Raw genomic sequence first — 23,057 nt, 5'->3', positions numbered from 1 at the left:
CTTATAGGCTGTGAGGCGCGCGGCGAAACATTACCGCACGCTATCAGTGCGGCTAATGGCACTGGTGGCACTGCCTAAGGCACCTAGGTATTGCTGAGGGGCCCTAGCACAGCCGCGCGCTGCAACAGCGTTGGCAAGTGCCCGCAAGCGCCTTGCCAGCGACCAGCCCGCCTAGTCTATTTCATTTATGTACGCTTATTCGTAATGATAATTGCTTCTATTTATGCTATTTGGCGGCGGGCTAGCGCTGGCCGCTGGGGGCTAGTACTAGCCTTCCTGGCGGCCGGGCCGGCTGCCCATGCTGCCGACTACTACTGGGTAGGCGGCAACGGCCAGTGGGATGACCTTACGCACTGGGCCACCACCAGCGGCGGCAGCAGAACCCATACCCAGGTGCCCCAAAGCACCGACGACGTGCACTTTGATGCTCATTCTTTCACTGCCAGCAACCAGACAGTGAGCATCGGGGCCACCGTAACCTGCCACGATATGGACTGGACGGGGGCCGTGTACACGCCAGCTGGCGGCGCTGCCGTGACGGGCATGCGCCTGCTGGGCAACGGCACGGTAGAAGTAAATGGCGACCTACGCCTAGCCACCGGCCTAGGTCGGCAAGACGCCAACTTTCGCCTGCTAGCCACTTCAGGCGGGCACGAACTAGACTTGCGCGCCGTGCCTATCAATGGCTGGCTGAGCTTTGAGAGCGAGGCCGGCGCCTGGGCCTTCAGCAGCGATGTAAACCTGGTGCAGTACGCTGGCACCCCCAGCCTGCTGCTGATGGCGGGTAGCGTCGATTTTGGCAATGCCACGGTTTCGTGTTTCGGAGTGCGCAGCACGGGCAACCGCGTGCGCGATATTTATTTGAACGCGAGCACCTTCAACCTACTGGCGCCAGTAAATACCTGGGAGGTAGCAGGCTCTAACCTGACCCTAGAAGCAGGCACGAGCACTTTGCGCATGGGCACCACGCCCCGCAGCACAGCCAACGCGTACACTTTCATTAGCACAGCGCAAACGTATAATACGGTAGAAGTAGCGGCCGGCGCGAGCGCCACATTCAGTGTAGCGGGGTCTACCTTCAATACGCTTACCATTAAGGGCAATGCTGCGCTGACTAGCGCGGCTACCATCACGGGCACGCTGGGCGTAGGCGCCGAAGCTGTGCTGCGCGCCGCGGGTGGCCAAACGCTGATGCTGGGTTCGCGCGCCGTATTGGCCCTAGGTGGCAGTTGCGCCGGCCTAGCGCATCTGCAATCGAGCGTGCCCGGGCAGGCTGCGGTGCTGCAGCGGGCAGGTAGCTGGAGCAGCACAACCATTGCCTACGCGGCAGTACAAGACATTACATTTAGCGGCGGCGGCAGCGTGCGCGCCACTAGCTCGCTTAACCGCGGTAATACTCAAAACATAACTTTTACGGCCCTGCCCACGAGCGACCTGTACTGGGTAGGCGGCAGTGGCAGTTGGCACGATGCCACCCACTGGGCCAGTACCAGCGGGGGCGCGCCCACCGGCAGCGGCTGCCTGCCCACGCTGGCTACCAACGTGCGCTTCGATGCCAACTCCTTTACGGCGGCCGGACAGGTAGTAACCCTGGACGGCTCCAATGCCTTTTGCCGCGACATGGACTGGACGGGGGCCAACGCACCCGTTTTTAGCCAGGCCGCTACCGACCTAGGGCAAAAGCAACTCGGCATTGGCGGCTCGCTAACCCTAGCAGCCACCATGACTATCAGCACCAAGGCTGACCTAGTTTTTTACGGCCATGAGGTCAGCAGCTTGCCCTCTACCGTAGCTACGGCCGAGCGAACATTGCTGGGCAACGTGTACTTCCGGGCTCCTGGCAGCACGTATACCCTGCTCGATGCCCTGACGCTGGCCCCCGGCGCTACCTCGCCCAATGGCCGCCTGTACGTAGAAGCAGGCGCGTTCAACACCAGTAATCAAGCCATCAAAGCGCAGGGCTTCACCAGTGGCTATGCCGCCACGGGCTCGGTCTTTACCACGGGTAGCAGTGCCGGTGGGCCGGTGAGCGCCGCCCCCGTGAGCGTGAAGCTGGGCAGCAGCCTACTAACCCTGACACCCGCCTCGGGCACGAGCGACGTGGGAGTGCGCACCACCTACACCTGGGACGTAGCGCCGGGCGTAACCCTCGATGCAGGCACCAGCACCATCAGCATTAGCTCTAACTCTACTCGCAACCAGCCGGCCTTCTTCCGAGCCGGACTTGGGCTGGTGTACAACATAGTCGCGTTTACGGACCCTGCGTCGGGCTCGCTGCCCACGGTTGTGTCGGGCGGCGGCGCAATAGCTACGTTCAACCAGCTTCGCTTTGCGGGCTCGGCCAACGTGAGCGCCAGCAATACCTTCAGGCAGCAGCTCAGCATGGCAGCTGGCCGGATATACAACTTTTATAATTCTAGCCAGCTTTTTGATGCTAATGCGCAGCTGGTAGCCGGGGGCGACTGCTCGGGCTACGTAACCATCAACGGCGGCACGGGCACGGCCCGCGTAACGTTTAGCAAACCAGCTGGTGGCACGGCCAACCAGCCGGTGGCCTACGCAGCATTGCGCAATGTAACCTTCACGGGCGGTAGCCAGTGGACGGCCAATCAATGCTTCGACAACGGTGGCAACTCCGGCATCAGCTTTACCAACCCACCCGTGCCGCGCACCCTCTACTGGGTTGGCAACGGCGGCAACTGGAGCGACCCTGCCCACTGGGCCCTGAGCAGCGGCGGGGCGGCCGGCATTTGCGTGCCCAATCAGCTCGACTACGTGGTATTCGACAGCAAGTCGTTTACCCTAGCTAATCAAACCGTGACGCAGGATGCAGTGCTGGCCTCCTGCCGCAGCCTAAGCTGGGCCGCGGTGACCAACGCCCCCACCTTCGGCGGCGCGGCGGCCAACCGGCTGGCTATTTATGGCTCACTTACCTGGAGCCCCACAATGAACCAGCAGTGGCAAGGGGAAACCATGCTCCTAGGCAATGGCACGCTCACTAGCGCTGGCCAGTCCTTCGGCGGCGCCCTCACCATTAATGCGCCCGACGCAACCATTAACCTGGCAGATGCATTGCTTCAGCCCCGCACTGGGGGCAATGGCCTCACGCTCACGGCTGGCACCCTGCTCACCAACAACCAACCGCTGCAACTGCGCAGCTTGGCCAGCGCTCCGCTCGACGGAGCTACCACGCCACCTAGCCGTACGCTGCTGCTAGGTTCCTCCACGGTCGAAATCACGTCCGGGGCGTGGGCACTCAGCCAGCCATCTTCGCTGACGTTTGACGCTGGCACCTCAACCATTTTGCTAAGCACTGGCGCGGCTTTCAACGGCAATGGCTTCGCCTATAATATTGTGCAAACGGGCGCGGGCGCTACTCATACCGTGGGTGGCAGCGGCAGCACCATCGCCAGCCTGCAGCTGGCGGGGGTAAACTACGTGACGGGCAGCAATACGATTACGCAGCAATTATCCCTGGCGCCGGGCTCCACTTACCAATTTGGGGCGGGCACCACCACCACTTTTACCGCGGATGCTACAGTACAGGCCAATGGCACAGGGGCCAAGGTCATTACCCTGCAAAGCACGGTCAATGGCCAGCCGTTTAGCTGGAGCAAGCCTTCGGGCACGGTGTGCGCCAGCTACATCTACCTGCGCGATAGCCAAGCCCAGGGTGGGGCTTACTTCGAGGCCGGCCAAAATGCCAACAACCAAGGTAATACTAGCGGCTGGAGCTTTGCCTCGCTGCCGCAGGCTGCCTATGCTAGCCAGCAGGTGTGCCCGCAGCTAGGCGCGCACCCGCTCCGCTTCACCTTTGCGGGCCTCGACCGGCTCAGCCAGCAGCCCACTACCCTAGCCGCAGCGCAGTTTCCACTTACGGTAGTGCTTCGTAACCTCACCGCCGGCACCACCGAAACGCTCACCATCCCGAGCGCTACCTACGACTATTTAGTGCCCAATAGCACCGCCACTACGCAGTACCAAGTGCTGAGTGTGGCTACGAACAGCACTAGCTGCACTCCACTCGCGAACATGGGGCCCTTCCCGGTCGTGACCGATGCGCCTCTCGACGGCCCCGCCGGGCAATGGACCGGCCACGGCACCACGGCCAGCTGGCTCGACTGCCAGAACTGGGCAAGTGGCACCGTGCCCACCCCAACAACCGACGTAACGGTGGGCCCGGCAACGGTGGCCCCCATAATCGATGCGCCCGGGGCTACCGTAGGCACGCTGCACCTCGTGCCGGGCGGCCAGCTCACCCTAGGTAGTGCTGCTGAACTGGCCGTGAGTGGCGACTGGCTGAACACGGGCGGCACCGCCACCGTAGCGGCTAGCAGCCAGGTAGCGTTTGTAGGCAACAGCCCCCAAGTGGTGGCTAACGGGGAGTTTGGGCGGGTAGTGATAAACAACGGCGCTGGCCTCACGCTGCAGAGCGATGCTACCTCGGCCACTAGCCTTACCCTAACAGTAGGTATCATTAATACCGGCAGCTTTAAATGGGTGCACTTCAGCTCGGCTGGGTCCAGCCTGAGCACCAGTGGCAGCAGCTACGTGGCCGGAACGTTACGCCGCTACGTAGCACCGGGCAGCACCGATACCTATGCGTTCCCGGTTGGTACCAGCACGCAGTACGCGCGCTTCGACCTAGTGAGCAACAACCTAGTCGGCACCCGCTACCTCGATGCCAGCTTTAGCTCTAGCCCCGAGCCAACGACCGAGCTGAGTTGCAACGAGACTGCTCCTAGCCAACTACGCTACGTAGAGCTGTACACGACCGGCCGCTGGCTATTGCTGCCTGATGCCCAACCCACGGGCGGCACTTATACTGCCCGCGCCTACCTAGGGCCGTTCAATAACTTGGTCGATAACTACTTTGGCTTGCTCAAGCGCCCCGAAACCAGCACCACTGCTGCCGATTGGAGCGTCGGCGGTGGCACCCTTAGCCCTACGGATGGCGACGGCCGCCGCGTGGCCGATGGCTACGCCTTGCGCAGCGGGCTCAGCAGCTTCAGTCAATTTGCCCTTGCTCGCGCCGAGCAGGTAGCGCCGCTGCCGGTTACACTGGTCTCGCTGCGTGCCGTAGCACAAAAAGCGGGCACTTTGCTGAGTTGGGTAGTAGCTCAGGAAGTAGGCATTAGCACCTATGAAGTAGAGCGCAGCCTCGATGGGCTCGCCTTTCAGCGGGTGGGGCAGGTAGCCGCCAAAGAAGTAGCTACCGCTACGTACAGCTACCTCGACGCCTCGCTGGGACAGCCCCTAGGCGGGCAACCCGTGTACTACCGGCTGCGCGTGCTGGAATCTACCAAACCCGCCACTTACAGCCCCACCGTAGTTGTCCAAAACCTTGCTGCAGCAACGCTCATGGTATGGCCCACTGTCTTCTCCTCAGAGTTGCATCTAGATGGCACTAACCTGGGCGAAGACATGCAGCGCGTAGAGCTGCTCGATACCCAAGGGCGCGTAGTACTCGCACAACAGTTGCCGGCAGGTAGCCGCCTGCTCACACTCAATGGCCAAGGACTAGCGGCTGGCTTATATCTGCTGCGCGTAACCACGGCCACTCACCGCTACCAAGAGCGCCTAGTTCACCACTAGTCGTTGCCTATCAACGTCCGTTATACATCATCTTACTTAATAAGCAGTCAATCTTATCTTTTATGAATTCCACGTTTAGCATTCAACTAGCTCTAGCAGCACTATGGGCGTTGCTCATAGCCCTATTCGCAGTACCATCTATCATCTACGTAGCGCACCTCAAGAACTTATTCGACGCCCCTAATAATCGCTCGGTGCACAAGATGCCTACTCCGCGCCTAGGTGGTGTGGCGGTGCTAGCGGGGTTTCTATCGGCGCTTACCATCTTCGCCCCGCTTGCCAATGGAGTACAGTACTTACTGGCAGGTTGCCTATTGCTTTTCTTCGTAGGCCTCAAAGATGACCTTGTGACGGTTTCGGTTGCCAAGAAGTTTGTCGGCCAGTTGCTAGCTACTGGGGTAGTGATGCTGATGGCCGATGTGCGTATCACCAGCTTACAGGGCATTTTCGGCATTGATACGCTGCCTATTGGTATCAGCTATTGCCTCACCTTCCTAGCCATCGTGGGCATTACCAATGCCATCAACCTTATCGATGGCCTCGACGGTTTAGCGGGCACTATTCTGCTTATTATCAGCAGCACCCTAGGGTATTATTTTTATTACTATGGCGGCCAAGCATTTAGCAACTATGCTTTCGTAGCAGTATGCCTACTGGGCGGCGTCCTAGGCTTCTTGCGCTACAACTTTCACAAGGCCAAGATATTCATGGGTGATACAGGGTCACTGGTATGTGGCTTCATCGTTTCGGTACTGGCCATCCAGTTTATCGAGATGGGTAACACACCTGGGCAGCCCTTAGGTGGAGCGTCGCCGGCCGTAGCACTAGGCATCTTATTCGTGCCCCTATTCGATACCAGCCGCGTGTTCCTAGTACGGATACTAGCTGGCAAGTCACCTTTCGCACCCGATAAAAATCATGTGCACCACCGCATCCTAGCGCTAGGCTTCTCCCAGATTACTACCGTGCTCTTTTTAGGCCTACTCAATGTGGCCGTCATTCTATGCGTAGTCAATCTCTCCTCCCTAGGTAACCTACCACTCATCGGAGGCTTAGTAGCCTTGGGGGTAGCCCTAAGTATCGTACTGGAGATAGGGCAACACCGTGAATCGCTTCGCAAGCTAGCCGTGAGCTAGTCCCTATAATAATTTCTCTTTCAATACACAGGAACTGATTCTTCAAGAAATGACGCGAAACGTTTCTATCTTGAAGGAACAAAGCTCCCAACTTTAAATGGCATTTAAAGTTGGGAGCTTTATTATGAGCGCTAGTTTATAAGCTGCCTAGGTATCGATTCACTATGCCTTAATAAAAGTGTATCATCTACTACCAACTCATCTCGATTAGGCAAATACATTAGCTTAAAGTGATAATGCCTTAAGCATCCTTGCCTCCCCAAAAGAGTGTCATTGCTAATAGATAGCCAAGCACTATAGCTGCACCATTTACCCGCTAAATTATCATAGACAAATAGTCCATTATCGCTCGTTGGATAAATCAATAAATTGGGCTCATTGCTCGAAGAAGTAGCCATTATCCATTCACCAACTAGTTTCTTTTTTAAATCAGCAGGATTTTGCTTTTTACAAGACACGCAGATGATAGCAAATACTAGAAAACACTTACTAAACACATGTACTATTTGCATGCTTGAGAAACTGGTCAAATTAAGATAACATATATAAGATGCCGTGACAGTAATTATTGCACATATAAAAAGCCCCATGCAATTAAATTACATGGGGCTTTTTATATATAAGCGGCTGTCTTACCAGCTCGACTTCGTTACGCCGGGAATCTTACCAGCCAGCGCCATTTCGCGGAAGCGAACGCGGCTGATACCAAACTTGCGCATGTAGCCACGAGGGCGGCCGTCAATCATGTCGCGGTTGTGCAGGCGCACAGGCGACGCGTTGCGGGGCAGCTTGTCGAGACCAGCGTAGTCACCGGCAGCTTTCAGAGCCTTGCGCTTCTCAGCGTAGCGGGCTACCAGGGCAACGCGCTTGCGGGCCCGGGCTTTGATGGATTCTTTAGCCATTATTGAGCGTCCTTTTTAGCGTTAGCGAAGGGCATTCCGAAGGCGCGGAGCAGCTCGTAGCTCTGCTCGTCGTTTTCGGCGGTGGTCACGAAGGTGATATCCATACCCGCGATGCCTTTGATTTTGTCAATCGAAATCTCGGGGAAGATAATCTGCTCTTTCACACCTAGGGTGTAGTTACCCCGGCCATCAAAGCCTTTATCGTTGATGCCTTTGAAGTCACGTACGCGGGGCAGGGCCACCGTCAGTAGGCGGTCCATGAACTCGTACATGCGCTCGCCGCGTAGCGTTACGCGCGCGCCAATTGGCATACCTTCACGGAGTTTGAAGTTCGACACCGAACGCTTGGCGATGGTGGGAACGGCTTTCTGACCGGTGATGGTCGTCAGCTCTTCAACCCCGTTGTCCACCAGCTTCTTGTCAGCAACAGCGGCACCGATGCCACGGTTGATGCAGATTTTAGTGATGCGCGGTACCTGCATTACGCTCTTGTACTGGAATTTCTCCTGGAGCGCGGGTACTACTTCTTTCTCGTATTTATCTTTCAGTCGGGCCATTGTCGTAGCGGATTAAGCGTTGGCCGAATCAACCTTCTTCACGTTAGAAACGTGAATAGGGGCTTCGATTTTAGTGATGCCGCCCTGGGGGTTTTTCGCGCTAGGCTTGTTGTGCTTAGTCACCAGGTTGAGGCCTTCCACGATGACGCGCTGGGTCGAGCGGTTCACCGACTTAATAACGCCACGCTTGCCCTTCTCGTCGCCGGCAATTACGAGTACGTTGTCGCCCGTTTTCACGTGCAGCTGAACGGGGGCTGCTTTCTGTTTCGTCGCCATAGCTTAGATTACTTCGGGGGCTAGCGATACGATTTTCATAAACTGCTTCTCGCGCAGTTCACGGGCCACTGGCCCGAAAATGCGCGTGCCGCGGGGCTCGTCGTTGTTGTTGAGCAGTACGGCAGCGTTATCGTCGAAGCGGATGTAAGAACCGTCCTTGCGACGGATTTCTTTTTTCACGCGCACGATAACGGCTTTGCTAACCGTACCCTTCTTGGCGTTGCCCGAAGGAATAGCCGATTTGATGGCTACCACGATTTTATCGCCAACCGTAGCGTATTTCTTGCCCGTGCCACCCAGTACGCGGATGCAGAGCACTTCCTTGGCGCCGCTGTTGTCGGCTACCGTGAGGCGGGATTCTTGCTGTATCATCGTTCAGGATTACTTAGCACGTTCAACAATTTCAACTAAGCGCCAGCGCTTAGTCTTGCTCAGGGGGCGGGTGCTCATGATGCGCACCAGGTCACCTTCGCCGCACTCGTTTTTCTCGTCGTGGGCGTGGAACTTGGTGGTCTTGCTCACGAACTTACCGTAAATCGGGTGCTGGTATTTGGCGACTACGGCAACCGTAATGGACTTATCCATCTTGTTGCTAGTCACCTTGCCCACGATTTCTTTCCGCATGTTGCGGTCCGAAGCAGCATCGTGAGCCGGCAGCAGGTTTTCTTGAGTCGGTTCCATTACTAAGCTTGGTTAGAAGCCTGCTCATTGTTCCGACGCGAAAGCTCCGTTTGCAGGCGAGCAACGGTTTTGCGGTTGGCCTTCAAACGGCCGGGGTTTTCGAGCGGGCTGATAGCGTGCGCGAAGCGCAACTGCTGGCCGTTAGTTTGCTCGGTTTTAATCTGGGTGCGCAGGTCCTCGATGGACAGGGCGCGGATTTCTTCGTTTTTCATCGAATTAAGCAGCGGCTTCTACGTAGTCGCGACGAACTACAAATGAGGTACGAACCGGCAGCTTCTGGGCCGCCAAACGCAGCGACTCCTTAGCAACTTCGAGGCTCACGCCATCCGATTCAAACATGATTTGGCCGGGCTTCACGCAGGCCACCCAATACTCGGGCGAACCTTTACCCTTACCCATCCGCACTTCAGCAGGCTTCTTGGTAATTGGCTTGTCGGGGAAAATGCGAATCCATACTTGCCCTTCGCGTTTCATGGCACGGGTCATGGCAATACGAGCCGCCTCAATCTGGCGAGCCGTAATCCAAGAGATTTCCAGTGACTTAAGCGCGAACGAACCGAAGTCTATGGAGCTGCCGCGGTAGGCTAGGCCTGTTACGCGACCCTTTTGCATCTTGCGATACTTGGTCCTTTTCGGTTGTAACATCTTGAGTAAAAAAAGAAAACTTGAAAAATTATTAGCGTTAAACCGTACCCTGAAAAAAATAATTCAGGATACGGTTTAGACTTTCAACTAAAGCTTAGCGACGGGGACCGCCACCTTGGCCGCCACGGTTGGCACCGCCACCCTGACCACCACGGTTACCACCACCTTGGCCGCCACGGTTGCCGCCGCCCTGACCGTCACGGCGCGGGCCACGGTCACCGCCACGGTCGCCATCGCGACGCGGGCCGCGGTCACCACCACGGTCGTTGCGCGGGCCGCGGTCGTTGCGACCGCCGCGCTCATCACCACCCTGGCCGCCAGCGGGAGCTTGGTTAGGCGACAAGTCTGGCTTGCCGAACACCTCACCGCGCATTACCCACACTTTGATGCCGATTTTGCCGTACACCGTTTGGGCTTCCGACAGGGCATAGTCGATATCAGCGCGCAATGTGTGCAGCGGGGTACGACCTTCTTTGTACTGCTCCGAGCGGGCAATTTCAGCGCCACCCAGACGACCACCGCACTGAATCTTGATGCCTTCAGCACCAGCGCGGAGCGCGGCCTGAATTGACATTTTCATTGCGCGACGGAACGAGATACGAGCGGCCAGCTGCTGGGCGATGCTCTCGCCTACTAGGCGAGCATCCAGCTCGGGGCGCTTAATCTCGAAGATATTGATTTGAACGTCCTTCTTGGTAATTTCCTTGAGTTCGTCCTTAATCTTATCAACCTCCTGGCCGCCTTTACCAATTACCACACCCGGACGAGCCGTGTTGATGGTAATGGTGATGCGCTTCAGTGTACGCTCGATAACGATGCGCGAAATACCACCCTTTTGAATACGGGCGTTGATGTACTTACGAATCTTCTCGTCTTCAACTAGTTTGTCGGCGAAGTCTTTGCCGCCGTACCAGTTGGAGTCCCAGCCTTTGATAACGCCGAGTCGAAAGCCAACCGGATTTACTTTTTGTCCCATGGTAGATTAGGCGTTAGCGGGGGTTTCGGTAGAAGTTGCCGCGTCGATAGTCGAGATGGCGCGGTTCAGTGCGTTCAGCTCTTTCTTCGACATTTGCGACTCACGCTGCGGACCAACCGTCAGTGTGATGTGGTTCGAACGCTTGCGGATGCGGTGACCACGGCCCTGGGGGGCGGGGCGCAGACGCTTCAGTTGCCGGCCTTCGTCCACGAAAATTTCGGTGACATAGAGGTTGGCATCTTCGATGCGTTCGTCCTGGTTTTGCTGCTGCCAGTTGGCTAGGGCCGACAGGAGAAGCTTCTCAACGCGCTCGGCACCCGAGTTGGCTTCGAAGCGGAGCAGACCGAGGGCCTGGGTTACGCGCTTGCCGCGTACCAGATTGGCTACCAAGCGCATTTTGCGCGGCGAGGTAGGCACGTTACGGAGTTTGGCTACTGCTTCCATCTTAGCGCTTGCCTTTATCTTTTTTGGCGACGTGACCGCGGAAGTTGCGCGTGGGCGCGAACTCGCCGAGCTTGTGGCCGACCATGTTTTCAGTTACATAGACCGGGATGAACTTATTCCCGTTGTGCACAGCGAAGGTGTGGCCTACGAAGTCAGGCGAAATCATCGAGCGCCGCGACCAAGTTTTAACCACCGACTTCTTACCAGCGCTATCGAGCGCCTCTACCTTTTTCTCGAGCCGGAAGTCAATGTACGGCCCTTTTTTGAGTGAACGTGCCATATATTACTTCTTGCCTTTGCGGCTGACAATCAGGTTTTCAGAGTACTTGTTCTTGTTGCGGGTTTTCTGACCCTTAGCGAAGATGCCGTTACGGCTGCGCGGGTGACCACCCGACGACTTACCTTCACCACCACCCATGGGGTGGTCAACAGGGTTCATAGCCACACCACGAACGCGGGGACGACGACCAGCCCAACGATTGCGGCCAGCCTTGCCCATTACCACGTTCATGTGGTCGCCGTTCGACACGGTACCCACCGTAGCGGTGCAGGTAACCAGCACCATGCGCATCTCACCCGAAGGCAATTTCAGCGTGGCGTAACGGTCTTCGCGAGCTACTAGCTGCGCGTAAGTACCAGCCGAACGAGCGATAGCGGCGCCTTGACCAGGCTGCAGCTCGATGTTGTGCACGATGGTACCTAGGGGCATCTCGCGGAGCGGCAGAGCGTTGCCAACTTCGGGAGCTACACCAGGGCCCGATACGATAACGGTATCTACATTCAGGCCAGCGGGGGCGATAATGTAGCGCTTCTCGCCGTCGGCGTAGTGCAGCAGGGCAATACGAGCAGTGCGGTTAGGGTCGTATTCGATAGTCTTCACCGTGGCCGGAACACCGTTCTTATCACGCTTGAAGTCAACGATACGATATTGGGTTTTGTGTCCACCGCCGATGTAGCGGTTCGACATCTTACCCGAAGAGTTACGACCGCCGCTCTTTTTGAGCGAGGTCAGCAACGACTTCTCCGGCGTCGACGTGGTTAGCTCGTCGAAGGCCGGGGCCACGCGGAAACGCTGGCCGGGCGTAGTTGGTCTGAGTTTTTTAAGTGCCATTACTAGCTAGTTGGGCTTTTGCGGCGAAGGCAACTACAGGTTGCCGTAGAAATCAATGATGTCACCATCTTTCAGGGTCACGACGGCCTTTTTGCCGTGGGCGCGACGACCTGAAACTTGGCCACCTTTAGTGAACTTCGACTTCACTTTGCCAATCGTGCGCATCGTGTTGATGTCTAGCACGGTTACGCCGTAAAGTTGCTCGATGTCCTTTTTAATCTGCACCTTGTTGGCTGTGCGCTCTACTTCGAACACATAGCGGCCTTTTTCGGTGAGGCTGGTAGCCTTCTCAGTGATAATGGGGCGTTTTAGCGTGCTCATTATTCGGCAGAGTTGTTAGCGGTGTACAATTGCTCCAGCGAACGCAGACCATCCTCACTCAATAGCAGGGTGTCGGTGTTCAGCAAATCGTGGGTGTTAAGAGCTACAGGGGTAGCAATTTTCACCTTTTGCACGTTGCGGGCGCTTAGCAGCAAGTTCTTGTCAGCCTCAGCAGCTACGTACAAGGTCTTGCGGCCATTGTTGAGCTTCAGACCGTCGAGAATGGCAACAAACTCTTTAGTCTTAGGAGCGCTCAGCGTTAGGTTTTCAACCAGAGCTACTTTGCCTTCGCGAGCCAGCACCGACAGAGCGGACAGACGCGCAACGCGCTTAGTCTTTTTGTTCAGCTTGAAGCCATAATCGCGAGGCTGCGGGCCGAACATACGGCCACCACCTACGAATACACCCGATTTCATCGAACCAGCACGAGCACCACCGGTGCCTTTCTGCTTCTTCAGTTTCTTGGTGGTGCGAGCCACTTCGGCGCGCTGCTTCGATTTGTGCGTACCCTGGCGCTGATTGGCCAAGTACTGCTTCACGTCAAGGTACATGACGTGCTCGTTCGGCTCGTGGCCGAACACGGCGTCTGACAGCGTAACCTTACGGCCGGTGTCTTCGCCTTTGCTATTGAATACGGACAGTTCCATCTCTAGTAAGCTTAGCAGGTTATTTCTCCAGAACCACGTAGCCGTTCTTGGCACCGGGCACCGAGCCGCTCACCAAAATCAGGTTCTTATCAGCCACAATACGCATCACTTTCAGGTTCTGAATCTTGACGCGGTCGGTACCCATGCGGCCACCCATACGCATTCCTTTGAATACGCGGGAAGGCCACGAGCACGCACCGATAGAACCGGGGTGACGCAGACGGTTGTGCTGACCGTGGGTTTGGCCACCCACACCTTGGAAGTTGTAACGCTTTACAACACCTTGGAAGCCTTTACCTTTCGAGGTACCAACTACGTCAACGAACTCACCTTCTTCGAACAGCGAGGTTTCAACCGTGCTGCCGAGCGAATAGGTGGCTACGTCCTCAGTGCGGAACTCTACCAAACGCTTCTTGGGGGTGGTGCCGGCTTTGGCGAAGTGGCCAGCCAGTGCCTTAGTGGTATTCTTCGCTTTCTTCTCGCCGTAGGCAATTTGAACTGCGTTGTAACCGTCGCTTTCGACAGTCTTAACCTGCGTCACTACGCACGGACCCGCTTCGATGAGCGTGCAAGGAATGTTCTTCCCGTCCGGAGTGAAGAGGCTTGTCATACCGATTTTTTTACCGATGATGCCAGGCATTCTGTGTGGATATTAAATGACACAAAAAGAAAAGGCCCGAGTGGCCTTTTCGCTAAGGGAGTGCAAAGGTAAGGAGAATATCTGGTAATTACCAGGGTAGATGAGAAATAAATTTAGCAGTGAGGCATTTAGCTCCTGCTACCAACCCTAGATAGACCTTTTGGGTCTACAGCAACAAAAAGCCCCGCCGGCCAATGACCAACGGGGCTTTTCGTTAATTCAAGAGTTAGGCTCAGACTTTGATTTCAACGTCAACGCCGCTGGGCAGTTCCAGCTTCATCAGCGCATCTACCGTCTTGCTGCTGGTCGAGAAGATGTCAACCAAACGCTTGTAGGTGCAGAGCTGGAATTGCTCCCGGCTCTTCTTGTTTACGTGGGGCGAACGCAGCACCGTGTACTTCTCCTTTTCCGTGGGCAACGGAATTGGGCCGCTTACGATGGCACCGGTAGCTTTTACAGCCTTCACGATTTTCTCGGAAGACTTATCGACCAAGTTGTGGTCGTAGCTTTTCAGCTTGATTCTGATTTTTTGGTTCATGGTTGGTTAGGGCCGATTGCCCTAGGGTTGACAAGCTGAGATAATACTAGGCGCGAGTGCCTTTGGTTTTGGCCACAATGGCTTCAGCCATGTTAGTGGGCACCTGCTCGTAGTGCGAGAAGGTTAGCGATGCCGAAGCACGGCCCGAAGACAGCGTGCGCAGGTCGGTCACGTAGCCGAACAGTTCCGACAGCGGAACGTCAGCCTTAATAACCTGAGCACCGCCTTTGGTGTCCATACCTTTCATCAGACCACGACGACGGTTCAAGTCACCGGTTACGGGACCTGTGTACTCGTCGGGGCAAACTACTTCAACGGCCATGATGGGCTCAAGCAGTTTTGGACCGGCTTTGCGAGCAGCCTCACGGAAGCCGTCACGAGCAGCGAGTTCGAACGACAGGGCGTCCGAGTCAACGTCGTGGTACGAACCGTGGAACAGGCGCACCTTCATCGTTTCGATGGGGAAGCCAGCCAACGGCCCGCGCTTCATGGCTTCTTCAAAACCTTTCTGAATGGGGGCAATGAATTCGCGGGGGATAACACCACCTACGATAGCATTGTCGAACTCTAGACCAGCCTTTTCGGGCTCAGTTTCTTTCGGGCCAAGTTCAAACACGATGTCGCCGAACTTACCACGGCCACCGGTTTGCTTCTTGTAGGTTTCGCGGTGCTCAACTTTCTTGGTGAGCATCTCCTTGTAAGCAACCTGGGGAGCACCTTGGTTGATTTCCACTTTGAACTCACGACGCATACGGTCGATGATGATTTCAAGGTGCAATTCACCCATACCACGTAGGATGGTCTGGCCGGTTTCCTCGTCGGTATTAACGCGTAGTGTGGGGTCTTCCTCGATGAGCTTGGCGATAGCCATACCCATTTTGTCCACGTCAGCTTGCGTCTTAGGCTCGATAGCGTAGCCGATTACCGGCTCGGGGAAGCTCATCGACTCCAGAACCAGCGGATTCTTTTCGTCGGTTAGCGTGTCACCGGTTTTAATGTCTTTGAAGCCAACACCAGCTGCAATGTCACCCGCTTGGATTTTCTCAATCGGGTTTTGCTTATTGGAGTGCATCTGCATGAGGCGCGAGATACGCTCTTTCTTGCCGGTGCGGTTGTTCAACACATACGAACCACCGTCGAGCTGACCGCTGTAGCAGCGGAAGAAGCACAGACGACCTACATAAGGGTCGGTAGCAATTTTGAATGCGAGGGCGGTGAAAGGCTCCGAGTTATCGGGGTGACGCTCAATGGGCTCGCCGGTTTCGGGGTTGGTACCCTCGATAGCAGGCATGTCGAGCGGCGACGGCAGGTAGGCCATTACGGCATCTAGCATGGTCTGCACACCCTTGTTCTTGAAGGCCGAACCGCACAGTACAGGCGAGAACTTCATGTCGATAACCGCTTTGCGGATAACGTCCATCATTTCTTCGCGGGTGATGCTGTCCGGGTCCTCGAAGAATTTTTCCATCAGAGTGTCGTCGTACTCGGCAACGCTCTCGATGAGCTTCTCGCGCCACTCGGCAACCGTGTCAACGAGGTCCTCGGGAACGGGAATCTCGTCGTACGATTTGCCTTCGGTTTTGTCGTCCCACACGATGGCTTTGCCAGTCAGCAGGTCAACTACGCCTTTAAAAGTGTCCTCAGCACCAATTGGGATTTGCAGCGGCACAGGATTAGCGCCGAGTTTATCCTTGATTTCATTAACGGCCTTGAAGAAGTCAGCGCCAGCACGGTCCATCTTGTTGACGAAGCAGATACGCGGCACGTGATATTTGTCAGCCTGACGCCATACGGTTTCCGACTGCGGCTCTACGCCCGATACGGCGCAGAAAAGAGCTACGGCACCGTCAAGCACACGCAACGAACGCTCTACTTCCACCGTAAAGTCAACGTGACCGGGGGTGTCAATAAGGTTAATCTTGTACTGCTTGGTTTCGCCGGTTTGGTTGCCCTTCGCGTCAGTGGGGTAATTCCAGAAGGTAGTAGTAGCAGCCGAGGTGATGGTAATGCCACGCTCCTGCTCCTGCTCCATCCAGTCCATCGTGGCGGCACCGTCGTGTACCTCCCCGATTTTGTGAGTTTTACCCGTGTAGTAAAGAATGCGCTCCGAAGTGGTAGTCTTGCCCGCATCGATGTGGGCCATGATACCAATGTTGCGCAGGTACTGAAGGTCTTTGTTGACTGCCATTACGGTAGGTTAAATAGCGCGTTAGCGGATTGTTGAGTTCAGAGAGGAAGACAACCAAAAGTGGCTAAACATTCAATCTAAACTCAACAACCCGCTAAACGCCCGATATATTAGAAACGGAAGTGCGAGAAGGCCTTGTTGGCTTCGGCCATCCGGTGGGTGTCGTCTTTTTTCTTAACGGCAGCACCTTCACCTTTGGCAGCAGCAATGATTTCACCAGCCAGCTTGTCTTTCATGGTTTTCTCACCACGACGACGAGCGTACTGAATCAGCCACTTCGAGCCAACAGCAATGCGGCGGTCAGCACGCACTTCAATCGGCACTTGGAACGTAGCACCACCTACGCGGCGGCTCTTTACCTCTACAGTCGGCATTACGTTGTTCAACGCTTTGCGCCACATTTCGAGGCCGTTCTCTTTGGTACGGGTCTCCACCTGCTCTACGGCATCGTAGAAAATGGTGTAGGCCAGGTTCTTTTTCCCGTCATACATCATGTAATTGACGAAGCGGGTTACGAGCGTCTCCTTGAACTTGGGGTCCGGCAGGAGGATGCGCTTTTTCGGTTTTGACTTACGCATAGTTGTATAGAGTTGTCAGTTGTTAGTTGTTAGTTGTCAGTTGCTTGCGTGAACAATCACGAACAACTGACAACTAGCAACTGACAACTACTAAATTACTTTTTCTTACCGGGTGCTGGTTTGCCACCTTTGCCGGCTGCGGCAACTTGGCCCGGCTTCGGACGCTTGGCGCCGTACTTCGAGCGGCGCTGGAGGCGACCATTAACGCCAGCCGTGTCGAGCGCACCACGGATGATGTGGTAGCGAACGCCTGGCAGGTCTTTTACCCGGCCTCCACGAATGAGCACGATGCTGTGCTCTTGGAGGTTGTGGCCTTCACCGGGGATGTATGCGTTTACTTCCTTACCGTTGGTAAGGCGCACACGGGCCACTTTGCGCATAGCCGAGTTCGGCTTCTTAGGCGTGGTGGTGTACACACGGGTGCACACGCCCCGACGCTGCGGGCACGAATCAAGGGCGGGCGACTTCGACTTGGTAGTCAAAGCCTCACGGCCTTTCCGTACGAGTTGGTTAATGGTTGGCATTTAGCGATTGGTTGAACAGGAGCCGTTTGCTCCCAAATTTTCAGGCCTGCAAAGGTAAGAAAATAGTTTGGCAATAGCAAACTTGCTGAAAAAGTTAATCTTCCGCTTGCGTAGCCGCTGGCTACAATGCCCTAGGCTTCCCCTACTGCCCCACCAAAGTTCATTGGGTAGCTAGGCGTTTCTTGGTGCAGCTTGATAGGGCCATAGCTCTGCTCAAAACGCTGAATATTCTCTTCTAGCGCCGACAGTAGCCGCTTAGCATGTTCGGGCGTGAGCACGATGCGGGCTTTAACCTTGGCCTTAGGTACGCCGGGCATCATGCGGATGAAGTCTACCACAAACTCGCTGGTACTATGAGCAATCAGGGCTAAGTTGGCGTACTCGCCTTCGGCTATTTCTTCGCTTAGCTCAATGTTGAGCGCGTTTGGGTCGGGATTCTGGGGTTGGGATGGTTGCATGGTCTAACTATTTTGCTTTTGCAAGGCTGCTTGAAAGCTTCAGTTGCTTTATACTCGCAAAAACAGTGAACAGTGCTATTATAATGATTAGAAGACAGACCGAGTAATTTAGGTATTCCGGTTCAGCAGGGCCTAAGTTCTCTTGAGAAACACATTTGTTGGCTGTATAAAGAATCTAGGCAATAATTTGATATATTATCAACCAGACTCCACTAGCAGTGATAATGAAATAGCCAACTTGCTTCGTGCTGACAAAGAAACAAAAAACCCCGACTAGCTGACGCTAGCCGGGGTTTCTCTTACAAACCTACATCACTCATTAGTCCTGCGCGGTCGTCGTCTCACGTTTGGCGCGCGAAGCACGCTTGGTGGGAGCGGCCGGCTCTGCAGCAGCGGCGTTTTGACGAGCAGCGAGGTCTTCTTTCGAAGTAACCTCAATGCCTTGGTACTCGCGGAGGCCAGTACCAGCGGGAATGAGGTGACCTACAATTACGTTCTCCTTCAGACCTAGGAGTTCGTCAGCCTTGCCACGGATAGCGGCTTCGCTTAGCACCTTGGTCGTTTCTTGGAACGAAGCGGCCGAGATAAACGAAGCAGTACCTAGCGAAGCCTGCGTGATACCTTGCAGCGTGGGTTTCGACACGGCGGGTTGAGCATCGCGCACTTCAGCAAGCTTGAGGTCGCGGCGGCGGAGCGACGAATTTTCGTCGCGCAGCTTGCGGGAAGATATAATCTGACCGGGACGAAGCTCGGTCGAATCACCAGCATCAGTCACGACTTTCATGTCGATGATGATGTCATTCTCTTCCATCAGCGATACCTTATCCACGAGTTGGTTTTCGAGGAAGCTCGTGTCGCCAGCGTCCATCACAAGCACCTTCTGCATCATCTGGCGGACGATAACTTCAATGTGCTTATCGTTGATTTTCACACCCTGCAAACGGTATACTTCCTGAATCTCATTCACGAGGTATTCCTGCACCGCGCCCGGACCCTGAATGTTCAGGATGTCGTTCGGAGTGATGGCACCGTCGGAGAGCGGTGCACCGGCCCGCACGAAGTCGTTGTCCTGCACGAGGATAAACTTCGACAGCGGCACCATGTATTTCCGCTTCACACCGTCTTTCGACTCTACGAAGATTTCGCGGTTACCACGCTTCACCGAGCCGTAGGTAATAACGCCGTCGATTTCCGATACTACCGCCGGGTTCGACGGGTTGCGGGCTTCGAAAAGCTCCACTACGCGGGGCAGACCACCCGTGATGTCACGGGTTTTGCCCACTGCGCGGGGAATCTTAGCCAAGATGTGACCAGCTTTCACCTTCGTGCCGTTTTCGACGTTCAAGTGAGCGCCTACCGGCATCGAGTACGACTTATTAGCGTCAGCATCTGCGCCTTTAGCCGGAATCAAGATTATAGACGGGTTTTGCGCCTTATCCTTCGATTCGGTAATTACCTTCTCGCGGAAGCCCGTCTGTTCGTCAGCCTCCTCGCGGTAGGTGATTCCTTCGGTGATAGCATCGTACTGGATGGTACCGTCGAACTCGGCCAAAATAACGGCGTTGTACGGGTCCCAGTTTACCAGCTCTTGGCCCTTTTCTACTTCTTGGCCTTCCTTCACCAGCAAGAACGAGCCGTAAGGCACGTGGTTGGCGATGAACACTTTGCCGGTGCCTTTTTCTACGATGCGGATTTCACCCGAGCGACCCATCACCACGTTAGTTTCAGCGCCTTCAGCGTTGACACCAGCAACGGTGCGGATATCTTCGAACTCAATCACCCCGTTGAACTTGGCGCGGATGTTCGGCTCTACCGTGATGTTAGAAGCCGTACCACCTACGTGGAAAGTGCGGAGTGTTAGCTGCGTACCGGGCTCACCAATCGACTGTGCGGCGATAACACCGACAGCTTCGCCCTTCTGCACCATGCGACCAGTAGCCAGGTTACGGCCGTAGCACTTGGCGCAAATGCCCCGCTTGCTTTCGCAAGTCAGCACCGAGCGAATCTCAACCGACTCGATGCTGGTAGCATCGATACGGCGGGTAGTTTCCTCCGTGATTTGCTCACCTGCAGCTAGAATCAGCTCATCGGTCAACGGGTCGATGATATCATGAACCGCGGTGCGACCCAGGATACGCTCGGCCAAAGGCTCTACGATGTCCTCATTGTCCTTAAGGGCAAATGTTTCAGTACCGCGCAGCGTGCCACAATCGGGCTCGTTCACGATAACATCCTGCGACACGTCTACCAGACGACGGGTCAGATAGCCGGCGTCAGCCGTCTTCATAGCCGTGTCAGCCAGACCCTTACGAGCACCGTGCGTCGAGATGAAGTACTCGATTACGTCGAGGCCTTCTTTGAAGTTCGACAAAATCGGGTTTTCGATAATCTCACCAACCGAGCCTTGTAGCGACTTCTGAGGCTTAGCCATCAGACCACGCATACCACCAAGCTGGCGAATCTGCTCGCGCGAGCCACGAGCGCCCGAGTGCATCATCATGTAGATGGAGTTGAAGCCTTGGTTCTCCTTTTCGAGGCGACCCATCAGCGTCTCCGTAATCTGCGAGTTGATACGCGTCCAGATGTCAATTACTTGATTGTAGCGCTCGTTGTTTGTAATCAAACCCATCTGGTAGTTCTGCGTTACGGCAGCTACGTCAGCTTGGGCTTGGGCAATGAGCTTATCTTTCTCGGCCGGGATGTTGATGTCACCCAGACCCATGCTCAAGCCGCCTTTATAGGCCGACTGGAAACCTAGGGTCTTGATGTCATCCAAGAACTGCGCGGTGCGGGCCATGCCCGTGCGCTTAAACACCAGCGAGATAATCTGCTGGAGCTTCTTCTTAGTCAACAACTCGTCTACGAAGCCTACTGCCTGTGGCACGAGTTGGTTGAAGAGCACGCGGCCAGCTACAGTTTCGATAATTTTTGGCACGAGGTCATCGTTCTCGTCACGCACCATGGTTTTCACCTTGATATACGCGTGCTTCGACAGTTGCTTCTCGTTGAGCGCAATCACTACCTCCTCGTCGGAGTAGAACGTGCGGCCTTCGCCCTGAATAGTCTCTTCAGGCGTCGAGCGCTTGCCTTTGGTTACGTAGTACAAGCCTAGAACCATGTCCTGCGACGGTACCGCGATGGGCGCGCCGTTGGCAGGGTTCAGGATGTTGTGCGACGCCAGCATCAGCATCGAGGCTTCTAGGATAGCGGCCGGCCCTAGGGGCACGTGCACAGCCATCTGGTCACCGTCAAAGTCAGCGTTGAAGGCCGTACACACGAGTGGGTGCAGCTGAATAGCCTTGCCCTCAATGAGACGCGGCTGGAATGCTTGGATACCCAAGCGGTGCAGCGTAGGAGCACGGTTAAGAAGTACTGGGTGGCCTTTCAGCACATTCTCCAAGATGTCCCAAACCACGGCGTCCTTGCGGTCTACGATTTTCTTAGCCGACTTCACCGTTTTCACGATACCGCGCTCGATGAGCTTGCGGATGATGAACGGCTTGAACAGCTCGGCGGCCATGTTCTTGGGCAGACCGCATTCGTGCAGCTTCAGTTCAGGACCTACTACGATTACCGAACGACCCGAGTAGTCAACACGCTTACCAAGTAGGTTCTGGCGGAAGCGGCCCTGCTTACCTTTCAGCATGTCGGACAGCGACTTCAGTGCACGGTTACCTTCGGCGCGCACGGCGTTCACCTTACGCGAGTTGTCGAAGAGCGAGTCAACTGCTTCTTGCAGCATGCGCTTTTCGTTACGCAGAATCACTTCAGGAGCCTTGATTTCAATCAGGCGCTTGAGGCGGTTATTGCGAATTATAACGCGACGGTAGAGGTCGTTCAAGTCAGAAGTCGCGAAGCGACCACCATCCAGCGGCACCAGCGGGCGCAGTTCCGGCGGAATAACTGGCACCATGCGGATAACCATCCATTCGGGCTTGTTCTCCACACGGGTAGCGGCATCACGGAAAGCTTCTACTACACGCAGGCGCTTCAGGGCCTCAGCCTTACGCTGCTGCGAAGTCTCGTGCGCAGCCGAGTCGCGGAGCGAGTAGCTCAGCTCGTCGAGGTTGATGCGCTCGAGCAGCATTTGCAGCGCGTCGGCACCCATTTTGGCGATGAACTTTTGCGGGTCATCGTTGGGCAGCATCTGGTTTTCGCGGGGCAGCTTGTCGATGATGTCCAGATACTCGTCCTCGGTGAGGAAGTCGAGTTGCTGCACACCTTCTTCGGCTTGCACGCCTGGCTGCACCACCACGTAGCGCTCGTAGTAGATAATCTGGTCGAGCTTCTTAGTAGGCAGGCCCAGCAGATAGCCTATTTTGTTCGGCAGGCTCTTGAAGTACCAGATGTGGGCTACGGGTACCACCAGTTCGATGTGGCCCATGCGCTCACGGCGTACCTTTTTCTCGGTCACCTCCACGCCGCAACGGTCGCAGATGATGCCCTTATAGCGGATGCGCTTGTATTTGCCGCAATGGCACTCCCAGTCCTTCACCGGACCGAAAATGCGCTCGCAGAACAGGCCACCCATCTCGGGCTTGTAGGTACGGTAGTTAATCGTTTCCGGCTTTACTACTTCGCCCGTGCTCCGCTCCAGAATACCTTCGGGAGAGGCCAGCGAGATAGTAACCTTCGAGAAGTCTTGTACTAACTTCTTGTTTTTTGCAAAAGCCATTCTAATGGTTTTAGCGGTTGATTTCTGCTGTTATAGCGAGCCATAACAGTGCGACGCTACGAAAAGTGCTCTGCGGGTCGGACAGGTACGCCACGCAGTAGGTTTTCGCTAGGTCTTGTTTTTGCCCCTCGGCAGCCGCGCTTCCCACCTTGTGCTACCCTGACC

22 protein-coding genes are annotated in these 23,057 nt (G+C 55.6%); 2 read left to right on the top strand and 20 right to left on the bottom strand.

The window, feature by feature from the left end:
* Positions 1-204: 204 nt before the first annotated feature.
* Together JAO77_RS13990 and JAO77_RS13985 are read left to right on the top strand one after the other, a co-directional pair.
* Positions 205-5,595: a T9SS type A sorting domain-containing protein gene (locus JAO77_RS13990; RefSeq protein ID WP_198990967.1), complete on the top strand. Its 5,391-nt coding sequence runs from the start codon at positions 205-207 to the stop codon at positions 5,593-5,595.
* A gap of 62 nt (positions 5,596-5,657) precedes the next feature.
* Positions 5,658-6,731, top strand: a complete 1,074-nt coding sequence (locus JAO77_RS13985; protein ID WP_198990966.1) for an MraY family glycosyltransferase — start codon at positions 5,658-5,660, stop codon at positions 6,729-6,731.
* Positions 6,732-7,363: 632 nt separating this feature from the next.
* On the opposite strand, the gene rpsN is transcribed toward JAO77_RS13985, so the two are convergent.
* The 20 genes from rpsN to rpoC all read right to left on the bottom strand — a co-directional run bounded on the left by rpsN (position 7,364) and on the right by rpoC (position 22,892).
* The gene (rpsN, locus tag JAO77_RS13980; RefSeq protein WP_144846881.1) at positions 7,364-7,633 is read right to left on the bottom strand and encodes a 30S ribosomal protein S14; all 270 of its coding nucleotides are present in this window, start codon (positions 7,631-7,633) and stop codon (positions 7,364-7,366) included.
* Entirely contained in the window at positions 7,633-8,190 is a 558-nt protein-coding gene (rplE, locus tag JAO77_RS13975) for a 50S ribosomal protein L5 (protein WP_198990965.1), read from the bottom strand. The genes rpsN and rplE overlap by 1 nt, the downstream gene beginning before the upstream one ends.
* A 12-nt stretch (positions 8,191-8,202) precedes the next feature.
* Entirely contained in the window at positions 8,203-8,466 is a 264-nt protein-coding gene (rplX, locus tag JAO77_RS13970; RefSeq protein WP_144846875.1) for a 50S ribosomal protein L24, read from the bottom strand.
* A 3-nt stretch (positions 8,467-8,469) separates the two neighbouring features.
* Entirely contained in the window at positions 8,470-8,838 is a 369-nt protein-coding gene (rplN, locus tag JAO77_RS13965) for a 50S ribosomal protein L14 (protein ID WP_068340463.1), read from the bottom strand.
* 9 nt (positions 8,839-8,847) lie between these two features.
* A complete protein-coding gene (gene rpsQ / locus JAO77_RS13960; RefSeq protein WP_198990964.1) occupies positions 8,848-9,147 on the bottom strand; it encodes a 30S ribosomal protein S17 in 300 nt (99 codons plus the stop codon).
* 2 nt (positions 9,148-9,149) lie between these two features.
* Positions 9,150-9,359 carry a 50S ribosomal protein L29 gene (gene rpmC / locus JAO77_RS13955; RefSeq protein ID WP_198990963.1) on the bottom strand — a complete coding sequence of 70 codons (210 nt, stop codon included), beginning with the start codon at positions 9,357-9,359 and terminating at the stop codon, positions 9,150-9,152.
* 4 nt (positions 9,360-9,363) lie between these two features.
* A complete protein-coding gene (rplP, locus tag JAO77_RS13950; RefSeq protein ID WP_144846865.1) occupies positions 9,364-9,792 on the bottom strand; it encodes a 50S ribosomal protein L16 in 429 nt (142 codons plus the stop codon).
* 94 nt (positions 9,793-9,886) lie between these two features.
* The gene (gene rpsC / locus JAO77_RS13945; protein WP_198990962.1) at positions 9,887-10,768 is read right to left on the bottom strand and encodes a 30S ribosomal protein S3; all 882 of its coding nucleotides are present in this window, start codon (positions 10,766-10,768) and stop codon (positions 9,887-9,889) included.
* A 6-nt stretch (positions 10,769-10,774) separates the two neighbouring features.
* Positions 10,775-11,212, bottom strand: a complete 438-nt coding sequence (gene rplV, locus JAO77_RS13940) for a 50S ribosomal protein L22 (RefSeq protein WP_198990961.1) — start codon at positions 11,210-11,212, stop codon at positions 10,775-10,777.
* 1 nt (position 11,213) lies between these two features.
* Positions 11,214-11,492, bottom strand: coding sequence for a 30S ribosomal protein S19 (rpsS, locus tag JAO77_RS13935; protein ID WP_198990960.1), 279 nt, complete (start codon positions 11,490-11,492; stop codon positions 11,214-11,216).
* A 3-nt stretch (positions 11,493-11,495) separates the two neighbouring features.
* Positions 11,496-12,323, bottom strand: a complete 828-nt coding sequence (gene rplB, locus JAO77_RS13930; RefSeq protein WP_198990959.1) for a 50S ribosomal protein L2 — start codon at positions 12,321-12,323, stop codon at positions 11,496-11,498.
* 33 nt (positions 12,324-12,356) lie between these two features.
* Complete coding sequence (rplW, locus tag JAO77_RS13925) at positions 12,357-12,644, bottom strand: 50S ribosomal protein L23 (RefSeq protein ID WP_198990958.1); 288 nt, start codon at positions 12,642-12,644, stop codon at positions 12,357-12,359.
* Positions 12,644-13,291: a 50S ribosomal protein L4 gene (rplD, locus tag JAO77_RS13920; RefSeq protein WP_198990957.1), complete on the bottom strand. Its 648-nt coding sequence runs from the start codon at positions 13,289-13,291 to the stop codon at positions 12,644-12,646. Before rplD ends, rplW begins: the two co-directional genes overlap by 1 nt.
* Before the next feature lie 19 nt (positions 13,292-13,310).
* Positions 13,311-13,931, bottom strand: coding sequence for a 50S ribosomal protein L3 (rplC, locus tag JAO77_RS13915; RefSeq protein ID WP_198990956.1), 621 nt, complete (start codon positions 13,929-13,931; stop codon positions 13,311-13,313).
* Between the two features lie 232 nt (positions 13,932-14,163).
* Entirely contained in the window at positions 14,164-14,469 is a 306-nt protein-coding gene (gene rpsJ, locus JAO77_RS13910) for a 30S ribosomal protein S10 (protein ID WP_144846844.1), read from the bottom strand.
* A gap of 46 nt (positions 14,470-14,515) precedes the next feature.
* Entirely contained in the window at positions 14,516-16,657 is a 2,142-nt protein-coding gene (gene fusA / locus JAO77_RS13905) for an elongation factor G (protein WP_198990955.1), read from the bottom strand.
* A 110-nt stretch (positions 16,658-16,767) separates the two neighbouring features.
* On the bottom strand, positions 16,768-17,235 hold the full coding sequence (gene rpsG / locus JAO77_RS13900; RefSeq protein WP_144846837.1) for a 30S ribosomal protein S7: 468 nt from the start codon (positions 17,233-17,235) through the stop codon (positions 16,768-16,770).
* 95 nt (positions 17,236-17,330) lie between these two features.
* Entirely contained in the window at positions 17,331-17,759 is a 429-nt protein-coding gene (rpsL, locus tag JAO77_RS13895; protein ID WP_198990954.1) for a 30S ribosomal protein S12, read from the bottom strand.
* A 131-nt stretch (positions 17,760-17,890) separates the two neighbouring features.
* Positions 17,891-18,217: a DUF3467 domain-containing protein gene (locus JAO77_RS13890; protein ID WP_144846832.1), complete on the bottom strand. Its 327-nt coding sequence runs from the start codon at positions 18,215-18,217 to the stop codon at positions 17,891-17,893.
* A gap of 319 nt (positions 18,218-18,536) precedes the next feature.
* Positions 18,537-22,892 (bottom strand): DNA-directed RNA polymerase subunit beta', encoded by a 4,356-nt coding sequence (rpoC, locus tag JAO77_RS13885; RefSeq protein WP_198990953.1) that lies wholly within the window; start codon positions 22,890-22,892, stop codon positions 18,537-18,539.
* Positions 22,893-23,057 lie beyond the last annotated feature (165 nt).

This window comes from Hymenobacter sp. BT559, assembly GCF_016427535.1.
Classification (GTDB): Bacteria; Bacteroidota; Bacteroidia; order Cytophagales; family Hymenobacteraceae; genus Hymenobacter.
Note: the sequence above shows the minus strand (reverse complement) of the source record. Positions and strands in the feature narration are given on the sequence as shown.

Bases quoted from the DNA above. Each gene is read 5' to 3' on its own strand.
- fusA (WP_198990955.1), bottom strand. From the start codon at position 16,657: ATGGCAGTCAACAAAGACCTTCAGTACCTGCGCAACATTGGTATCATG.
- rplC (WP_198990956.1), bottom strand. From the start codon at position 13,931: ATGCCTGGCATCATCGGTAAAAAAATCGGTATGACAAGCCTCTTCACT.
- rplP (WP_144846865.1), bottom strand. From the start codon at position 9,792: ATGTTACAACCGAAAAGGACCAAGTATCGCAAGATGCAAAAGGGTCGC.
- rpoC (WP_198990953.1), bottom strand. From the start codon at position 22,892: ATGGCTTTTGCAAAAAACAAGAAGTTAGTACAAGACTTCTCGAAGGTT.
- rplE (WP_198990965.1), bottom strand. From the start codon at position 8,190: ATGGCCCGACTGAAAGATAAATACGAGAAAGAAGTAGTACCCGCGCTC.
- rplD (WP_198990957.1), bottom strand. From the start codon at position 13,291: ATGGAACTGTCCGTATTCAATAGCAAAGGCGAAGACACCGGCCGTAAG.
- rpsJ (WP_144846844.1), bottom strand. From the start codon at position 14,469: ATGAACCAAAAAATCAGAATCAAGCTGAAAAGCTACGACCACAACTTG.
- rpsQ (WP_198990964.1), bottom strand. From the start codon at position 9,147: ATGGAACCGACTCAAGAAAACCTGCTGCCGGCTCACGATGCTGCTTCG.
- JAO77_RS13985 (WP_198990966.1), top strand. From the start codon at position 5,658: ATGAATTCCACGTTTAGCATTCAACTAGCTCTAGCAGCACTATGGGCG.
- rpsN (WP_144846881.1), bottom strand. From the start codon at position 7,633: ATGGCTAAAGAATCCATCAAAGCCCGGGCCCGCAAGCGCGTTGCCCTG.
- rpmC (WP_198990963.1), bottom strand. From the start codon at position 9,359: ATGAAAAACGAAGAAATCCGCGCCCTGTCCATCGAGGACCTGCGCACC.
- rplX (WP_144846875.1), bottom strand. From the start codon at position 8,466: ATGGCGACGAAACAGAAAGCAGCCCCCGTTCAGCTGCACGTGAAAACG.
- JAO77_RS13990 (WP_198990967.1), top strand. From the start codon at position 205: ATGATAATTGCTTCTATTTATGCTATTTGGCGGCGGGCTAGCGCTGGC.
- rplV (WP_198990961.1), bottom strand. From the start codon at position 11,212: ATGGAAGCAGTAGCCAAACTCCGTAACGTGCCTACCTCGCCGCGCAAA.
- rplW (WP_198990958.1), bottom strand. From the start codon at position 12,644: ATGAGCACGCTAAAACGCCCCATTATCACTGAGAAGGCTACCAGCCTC.
- rpsC (WP_198990962.1), bottom strand. From the start codon at position 10,768: ATGGGACAAAAAGTAAATCCGGTTGGCTTTCGACTCGGCGTTATCAAA.
- rplB (WP_198990959.1), bottom strand. From the start codon at position 12,323: ATGGCACTTAAAAAACTCAGACCAACTACGCCCGGCCAGCGTTTCCGC.
- rpsL (WP_198990954.1), bottom strand. From the start codon at position 17,759: ATGCCAACCATTAACCAACTCGTACGGAAAGGCCGTGAGGCTTTGACT.
- JAO77_RS13890 (WP_144846832.1), bottom strand. From the start codon at position 18,217: ATGCAACCATCCCAACCCCAGAATCCCGACCCAAACGCGCTCAACATT.
- rplN (WP_068340463.1), bottom strand. From the start codon at position 8,838: ATGATACAGCAAGAATCCCGCCTCACGGTAGCCGACAACAGCGGCGCC.
- rpsS (WP_198990960.1), bottom strand. From the start codon at position 11,492: ATGGCACGTTCACTCAAAAAAGGGCCGTACATTGACTTCCGGCTCGAG.
- rpsG (WP_144846837.1), bottom strand. From the start codon at position 17,235: ATGCGTAAGTCAAAACCGAAAAAGCGCATCCTCCTGCCGGACCCCAAG.